This window comes from Phenylobacterium sp. (assembly GCF_037968635.1).
Classification (GTDB): Bacteria; Pseudomonadota; Alphaproteobacteria; order Caulobacterales; family Caulobacteraceae; genus Phenylobacterium.
In genome coordinates this window covers 1-7,275 of the sequence record NZ_JBBKVV010000072.1, presented here as the reverse complement: position 1 = coordinate 7,275, position 7,275 = coordinate 1, and the positions used below count along the sequence as shown (strand labels likewise).

5 protein-coding genes and 2 pseudogenes are annotated in these 7,275 nt (G+C 68.6%); 2 read left to right on the top strand and 5 right to left on the bottom strand.

Translation table 11 applies throughout. The features are described from left to right. The 5 genes and pseudogenes from AAC997_RS08765 to AAC997_RS08745 form a co-directional block, all read right to left on the bottom strand. Positions 1 to 920: pseudogene (locus tag AAC997_RS08765) on the bottom strand (polar localization protein TipN); the annotation flags it as partial. A gap of 183 nt (positions 921 to 1,103) precedes the next feature. Next, on the bottom strand, positions 1,104 to 1,331 hold the full coding sequence (locus AAC997_RS08760) for a hypothetical protein (RefSeq protein ID WP_340645313.1): 228 nt from the start codon (positions 1,329 to 1,331) through the stop codon (positions 1,104 to 1,106). 132 nt (positions 1,332 to 1,463) lie between these two features. Next, positions 1,464 to 2,105: a beta/gamma crystallin-related protein gene (locus AAC997_RS08755; RefSeq protein ID WP_340645312.1), complete on the bottom strand. Its 642-nt coding sequence runs from the start codon at positions 2,103 to 2,105 to the stop codon at positions 1,464 to 1,466. Between the two features lie 65 nt (positions 2,106 to 2,170). Next, positions 2,171 to 2,710 (bottom strand): methylated-DNA--[protein]-cysteine S-methyltransferase, encoded by a 540-nt coding sequence (locus AAC997_RS08750; protein ID WP_340645311.1) that lies wholly within the window; start codon positions 2,708 to 2,710, stop codon positions 2,171 to 2,173. Beyond that, positions 2,691 to 4,202 carry a DNA-3-methyladenine glycosylase 2 family protein gene (locus AAC997_RS08745; protein WP_340645310.1) on the bottom strand — a complete coding sequence of 504 codons (1,512 nt, stop codon included), beginning with the start codon at positions 4,200 to 4,202 and terminating at the stop codon, positions 2,691 to 2,693. The genes AAC997_RS08750 and AAC997_RS08745 overlap by 20 nt, the downstream gene beginning before the upstream one ends. Before the next feature lie 202 nt (positions 4,203 to 4,404). Between AAC997_RS08745 and cysD the strand changes: the two genes are divergently transcribed. Beyond that, on the top strand, positions 4,405 to 5,343 hold the full coding sequence (gene cysD / locus AAC997_RS08740) for a sulfate adenylyltransferase subunit CysD (protein WP_340645309.1): 939 nt from the start codon (positions 4,405 to 4,407) through the stop codon (positions 5,341 to 5,343). Beyond that, positions 5,343 to 7,265, top strand: a pseudogene (gene cysN / locus AAC997_RS08735) (sulfate adenylyltransferase subunit CysN). The gene cysD and the pseudogene cysN overlap by 1 nt, the downstream one beginning before the upstream one ends. Positions 7,266 to 7,275: the final 10 nt, after the last annotated feature.

Here is a 7,275-nt window from a genome sequence, read left to right as displayed (position 1 = left end):
GACCTGGCCTCCCCGGCGGCGGCGGCCAGGTCGGCGGCCCGGGCGGCGAGCGCCGCCTCGGCCTCACGCAGCTGCGTCTCGGCCAGGTCCGAGGCCTCGGCCACCATGCGGGCCTGTTTGGTGATGGCGTCGGCCACAGCGCCGGCCTGGGTGTCCAGAGCCTGGGTCAGGCTCAACATCTGCGTGCGCTCCTGGCCAAGCGCTCCGGTCAGTTCGGTGGCGGTGCGGGCGCTGGTGGAGGTGGCCTCAATCAGCCGCTCGCTCTCCGAGGCCAGGGCCTGGCGCAGGGCCAGCAGGGTCTCGCGCGCCTCATCGGCGGCGGCTCCGGCGCGGACGATCTCCTCGCGCACGGCCTGGACCACATCGCTGGCCCGGGCGCCGGCGGACATGGCCGGGGTGACCATCTCATCAGCCAGTTGCTTGGCGCGGCTGGCCTCGGCGCCGAGCTTCTGGCCCTGGCGAATCATGTAGGCGGCGATCCAGACAAAGGCGGCTGGCCCCACGGCCATGGCCGCGAGCACGGTGAGCGCGAAGGGGTCGAAGTCAAAGGGCGACACGGCCCGACGATAACCGAAAGCGAACGCGATGGGCGCCAGGGCCCAGAGCACCGAGACCACGAGGGCGGCAAGATAGATCGGCCAGGCCGACGGAATATCGGCGCGGGTCGCCTTGGCCGGCGTGAGCTCAGGGCGCGGGGCCGGTATCTGGACGTTGGCGGGCGCGAGGTCAGCGGCGGGCGGGATCGGCGACAGAGGCGCGGAGCCTTGCGGCTCGGCGACGGGCGGGGCGACAGGCGGCACAGCGGCGGCGAGGTCGAGGTCCGGAGTCGCCTCAGGCGCAGCCGTGGTCAGGCGCTGCGTCGCGTCCTCGTCGGTCAGGCTCTGGAAATCTACCGGCGGATGCCGCTTCTTGATCTTCATTCGCGGCCTGTCTCAAGCGCCCCTGCGACCGGGCCGGCGCGAACTTCCGCGCCGCCCAACTATTCTCGCCCCAAAGCAAAGGATTACCGGCGAACCGGGCGCGCGGAAAGCGTCATTGGACGGAATCAGGTCCGATGGAGACCGATTGTCGCGGAGTCCCGAAATGGGGCGCCGGCCGCAGCCTCAGGTTCTGACGACCTGCGCCTTCTGGGGAGGGCAGTCCGAGGCCTTCTGAACCCGGTCCATGATCCTTACGGCGGCGCGCTTGGGCGGCGCGGTGCGCGCGATGGTGCGTTCGGCTGGAGCTGGGTGCTCGATCTTCGGCGCCTCAATGGCGACTCCGAAGTGCGAATAGGCGACGGCGGAGGAATGGACCACCACGGCGGCGACGATTTCGGTCAATGTCTGCACGTCGAACACCTCCCCGAGCCCGTTGCGATTCCGTCGATCGCCGGTATACGACAAGCGCCGCTGTGGCGCGACGCCATGTAACGTGAAATTTTCGTCATGTAACGGGGTCGCGAGGCTGTTCGCCCCGAAAACCTAGCGCTTACGACAAAATACGTCCCGCAACACAGAGGTCTCGGCGACGTATCGCCCGTCACCATCAAGGGCCAGGCGCGCCCGCTGGCTGGAGTCGTAGTAGGCCGACGACCCCAGCTTCATGGAGCGGCAATAGGCGCTGGCCGAGGAGCCGTTGGCCGCGATCTCGAACCCGACGACATTGGGATAGGGGAACAGCACGCCCGTGGCGCCTTCATAGGGCTGGCCGCCCTGGGGGCCGCCGCCGCCCCATCCGCCGCCGCGGCTCCACGCGCCCTCGAAATAGCCCTGCAGCGAGGAAATCTTCCCGCCCATGCCGACGGTGTTGAGGTCGGCGATCTGGCCGCTGAGATCCTGGCACTTGCCGCGATAGCCGGAGTTCTCGCACACCCGCCAGCGTCCCTGCAGGCGGGCGCTCTGGGCGAGGTCGTTGAAATTCATCGAGGCCAGATTCTCCCCCGTCGCCGTGACGGTCATCTGCCGGCCCTGGAAGTTGGGCAGCTCGTAGAGGGTGGCCGTCGGCGCCCGGTTCTGACCGGCCCCGAAATTTCCGCCGTTGTTCTGGCCCCAGGACTGGGCCGCCGCCCCGGTGGACGTCAGCGAAAGGGCCGCGATCAGGGCGGCGCTGCTGGAAAACCTCATCGGAACCCTCCGGATACAAGCTTGGCCCGAAGCGTACCCGGACCGCCGGGGATGATGAAAGGGGCTCACGCCGCGAGCGAGTCCTTGAACGCCGCGCCCTCGTGGGAAAGCAGCCAGCGCTTGCGCGGCAACCCGCCGCCGTAACCGGTCAGGCTGCCATTGGCGCCGATCACCCTGTGGCAGGGCACGACGATAGCGACGGGGTTGGCGCCGTTGGCCAGGCCCACGGCGCGCATGGCGCTGGGCTTGCCGATCCGTTCGGCCAGGCCCTTGTAGCTCAGGGTCTCGCCGGCCGGGATGGTGCAGAGCGCCTCCCAGACCCTGCGCTGGAAGTCGGTGCCATTGGTGGCCCAGGCGACGCGCGCGAAGGCGTCCATGTCACCCTCGAAATAGCGCGTCACCGCCGCGCGCAGGGCCTCCGGCGCGCGGCCGCGGGTGAGATCCAGGCGCGGATAGTGGCGCCCCATCAGGGTGCGCATGCGCGTCTCATAGTCGGCGAAGTCGAAGGCGCGCAGCACGCCATTCTCGTCCACCACGAGGAGGGCGACGCCGACCGGGGTTTCGAGGCGATCAAGGATCAGGGTGTCAGGCGGCGACTTGGTCATGGGACTTGTCCTTGGTGATCTTGGGATCGAGCGCCGCGTCGGACGCCCAGAGATGGGAGGCGGCATAGGCCCGCCAGGGGCGCCAGCGTTCGGCGCGGGTCAGCAGCTCAGCGGGCGTCGGACGATGTCCGTCTTCGTCCTCCAGGGCCCGCAGCAGGCCGAGGTCGGCGTGGGGGAAGGCGTCCGGCTCCCGCAGGGCCCGCATGGCGATGTATTGCGCGGTCCATTCGCCGATGCCCGGCAGGGCGCGGAGTTGGGCGACCGCCGCCTCCAGGCTGCGCTTCATGCCAAACAGGTCAGGATCGGCGGCGGCGGCCTGCGCCAGGGAGACCAGGGCGCGGCCACGGGCCCGGGGCATGCCCAGGGTCTCGACATCGGCGGACGCAAGTTGCTCGGGCGTCGGGAACAGGTGGGTGAGGCCCAGCGCATTGGCCGCCTCGTCCTGAATGGGGGCGCCGTAGGCCGCGGTGATCTTGCCGGCCAGGTTGCGGGCGGCGACCACGGTGATCTGCTGGCCCAGCACCGCGCGGACGGCGAGCTCGAACCCATCCCAGGCGCCGGGCGCGCGCAGACCGGGACGCCGCGCCACCAGGGCGGCGAGTTCCGGGTCCTCCGACAGGTGGCCATTGATCAGGGCCGGGTCGGCGGCCAGATCGAAGACCCGGCGCAGCTTGGCGATCACGGCGGGCCAGGCCTGGACCTTGGGGAAGCGCAGGGTGACGTCCAGCCAGTCGCCGCTCCCCTGCCCCACGATCACCAGGCCGTGGGCGTCGCCCACCTGCAGCAGGCGGGCGTAGCGGCGGTTCGCAACCGTCTCCACGCCGGGAATGGCCCGCAGGGTCCAGAAGGCCAGCATGGCGTCCCAGTCATAGGGGGCGCGGTAGGGCAGCCGTATCGTGGTCCCCGCCCCATCGTTCGCGCCGATATCGGCCGCCCCTGAGCGCCGCAGGGCGCCGGGCGGGCGGTCGAAGAGCTGCTGGAAGGTCTCGTTGAAGCGCCGCACGCTGCCGAATCCAGACGCCAGGGCCACCTCCGCCATCGGCAGGCGGGTCTGGTGGATCAGCTGCTTGGCCAGCAGGACGCGGCGGGTCTGGGCCACCGCAACGGGAGAGGCCCCCAGATGCTGGCGAAACAGCCGGCGAAGCTGGCGCTCACCCACCCCCAGCCGCTCGGCCAGGCCGTCCACATCGCCCTCATCCAACGCCCCCTGCTCGATCAGGGACAGGGCCCGCGAGACGGTGTTGGAGGTGCCCTTCCAGGAGCCGAGGTCCGGCGAGGTCTCGGGGCGGCAGCGCAGGCACGGCCGGAACCCTGCCTCTTGCGCAGCCGCGGCCGAAGGGTAGAAGCAGATGTTCTCGCGCTTGGGTGTGCGGGCGGGGCAGACTGGCCGGCAGTAGATGCCGGTGGTTCTCACCGCCCCGAAGATGCGACCGTCGAAACGGGCGTCTCGCATCGAGAAGGCGCGGTAGCAGGCGTCGTCGTTCATATCCATGAGCTGATAGTCTGCCGCTCAAGGGATGAAGTCTCGCGGTTTTCGGACATCGCCCCTAGGTGTGTGGCGGTTTTCGGACGCCGAAGGCGGTAGCCCTTTCCTCGACACGCTGTCAGGAATTCTCTGTCGTAACCCAGGCGGGCCTCTCGTAAGTCACCCGCCTGGCCAAGGTCTGGCCCAAGTTGAACTGCAAGGTTTCCTGATGGCGGTCTCCGCGCTCGCATCCAAGCCGGAGATGTCTCCGGCCACCCTCACCCACCTTCAGCGACTGGAGGCCGAGAGCATCCAGATCTTCCGGGAGGTGGTGGCCGAGTGTGAGAACCCGGTGATGCTCTACTCGGTGGGCAAGGATAGCGCCGTCATGCTGCGGCTGGCGCAGAAGGCCTTCTTCCCCGGTAAGCTGCCCTTCCCGCTGCTGCACGTCGACACGACCTGGAAGTTCCAGGCGATGTACGAGATGCGCGCCCGGATGGCCGCCGAGCTGGGCGCCGACCTGCTGGTCTACCAGAATCCCGAGGCCAGGGAGCGCGGCATCAACCCCTTCGACCACGGGTCGCTGCACACCGACATGTGGAAGACCGAGGGCCTGAAGCAGGCGCTGGACAAGTACGGCTTCGACGCGGCCTTCGGCGGCGGCCGGCGCGACGAGGAGAAGAGCCGCGCCAAGGAACGGGTGCTGTCCTTCCGCTCGGCCCAGCACCGCTGGGACCCCAAGAACCAGCGCCCCGAGCTCTGGCATCTCTACAATACCCGCAAGGCCACCGGAGAGAACTTCCGCGCCTTCCCGATCTCCAACTGGACCGAGCTGGACATCTGGCAATACATCCACCTGGAGAACATCCCCATCGTGCCGCTCTACTTCTCCGCCGAGCGCCCGGTGGTGGAGCGCGACGGCATGCTGATCATGGTCGACGACGACCGCATGCCGATGCGGCCCGGCGAGGTTCCGATGATGAAGTCGGTGCGGTTCCGCACCCTGGGCTGCTACCCGCTGACCGGCGCCGTCGAGAGCACCGCGGCCACCCTGCCTGCGATCATCCAGGAGATGCTGCTCACCACCACATCTGAGCGTCAGGGGCGGGCCATCGACCACGACCAGGCCGCCTCGATGGAGAAGAAGAAGCAGGAGGGATACTTCTGATGACCGCGCAAGCCGCCGGGACCCACCAGTCGTCCCTCATCGCTGAAGACATCGACGCCTATCTGCAGGCCCACGAGCACAAGAGCCTGCTGCGGTTCATCACCTGCGGCTCGGTGGACGACGGCAAGTCGACCCTGATCGGCCGATTGCTCTATGATTCCAAGATGATCCTGGACGACCAGATGGCCGCTCTGGAGGCCGACTCCAAGCGGGTTGGCACGCAGGGCGGCGACATCGACTTCGCCCTCCTCGTCGACGGCCTGGCCGCCGAGCGCGAGCAGGGCATCACCATCGACGTCGCCTACCGGTTCTTCTCCACCGACAAGCGCAAGTTCATCGTCGCCGACACCCCCGGCCACGAGCAGTACACCCGCAACATGGTCACCGGCGCCTCCACCGCCGACGCCGCCGTGATCCTGATCGACGCCCGGCGCGGGGTGCTGACCCAGACGCGGCGCCACTCCTATCTCGTCAGCCTGCTGGGCATCCGCCACGTGATCCTGGCCATCAACAAGATGGACCTGGTGGGCTGGAGCCGGGAAACCTACGACACCATCCTGGCCGAGTACCGCGCCTTCGCCGCCCAGATCGGCATCACCGACTTCACCGCCATCCCGATGTCGGCGCTGAAGGGCGACAACATCACCGAGCACAGTGAAGCCGCCCCCTGGTACGACGGCCCGCCCCTGATGGCCCTGCTGGAGACCCTGCCGGTCGAGGACGATCTGCAGAGCCGGCCCTTCCGGATGCCGGTGCAGTGGGTCAACCGCCCCAACCTGGATTTCCGCGGCTTCTCGGGCCTGATCTCCACCGGCGTCATCAAGCCCGGCGACAAGATCAAGGCCCTGCCCTCGGGCCGCGAGAGCATCGTCGAGCGCATCGTCACCTTCAACGGCGACCTGGATCAGGCGGTGGCCGGCCAGTCGGTGACCCTGACCCTGGCCACCGAGATCGACATCAGCCGCGGCGACGTCATCTCCATCGCCGCAAGCCCGCCGCCGGTGGCCGACCAGTTCGAGGCCACCCTGGTCTGGATGGATGACGAGGCCATGCTGCCCGGCCGCCCCTACCTGATGAAGGTCGGCGCCCGCACCGTCGGCGCCTCGATCACCGAGCCCAAGTACAAGGTCAACGTCAACACCATGGAGCACCTGGCCGCCAAGCGGCTGGAGCTCAACGAGATCGGGGTCTGCAACCTCAGCCTCGACGCGGCCATCGCCTTCGACCCCTACAGTGAGAACCGCGACCTCGGCGGCTTCATCCTCATCGACCGGATTTCCAACCGCACCGTGGCGGCGGGCATGCTGCACTTCGCCCTGCGCCGCAGCCAGAACGTCCACTGGCAGGCCCTGGACGTCGACAAGGCGTCGCGCGCGGCGCTGAAGGGTCAGCGCGGCCGGGTCGTCTGGCTGACGGGCCTCTCGGGTTCAGGCAAGTCCACCATCGCCAACCTGGTGGAGAAGAAGCTCCACGCCAACGGCCGCCACACCTACCTGCTGGATGGCGACAATGTCCGTCACGGCCTGAACAAGGACCTGGGCTTCACCGACGAGGATCGGGTGGAGAACATCCGCCGCGTGGCCGAGGTCTCCAAGCTGATGGTCGATGCCGGTCTGATCGTGCTGGTCTCGTTCATCTCGCCGTTCCGCGCCGAGCGCCGGCTGGCCCGCGACCTCCAGGCCGAAGGCGATTTCGTCGAGGTCTTCATCGACACCCCCCTGGCCGTCGCCGAGGCCCGCGACGTCAAGGGCCTCTACAACAAGGCCCGCGCTGGGGAGTAGAAGAACTTCACCGGCATCGACAGCCCTGACGCAGCCCCCGAGGCCGCCGAGATCCGCATCGATACGACGAAGGTCTCCCCGACCGAAGCCGCCGAGCAGATCACCGCCTGGCTGGAAGGCGAGCTCGACTACTCGATCTAGGTCGGGCGCC

Excerpts from the sequence above, each read along its gene's own strand:
- AAC997_RS08755 (WP_340645312.1), bottom strand. The coding sequence starts at position 2,105 with ATGAGGTTTTCCAGCAGCGCCGCCCTGATCGCGGCCCTTTCGCTGACG.
- AAC997_RS08750 (WP_340645311.1), bottom strand. The coding sequence starts at position 2,710 with ATGACCAAGTCGCCGCCTGACACCCTGATCCTTGATCGCCTCGAAACC.
- AAC997_RS08745 (WP_340645310.1), bottom strand. The coding sequence starts at position 4,202 with ATGGATATGAACGACGACGCCTGCTACCGCGCCTTCTCGATGCGAGAC.
- cysD (WP_340645309.1), top strand. The coding sequence starts at position 4,405 with ATGGCGGTCTCCGCGCTCGCATCCAAGCCGGAGATGTCTCCGGCCACC.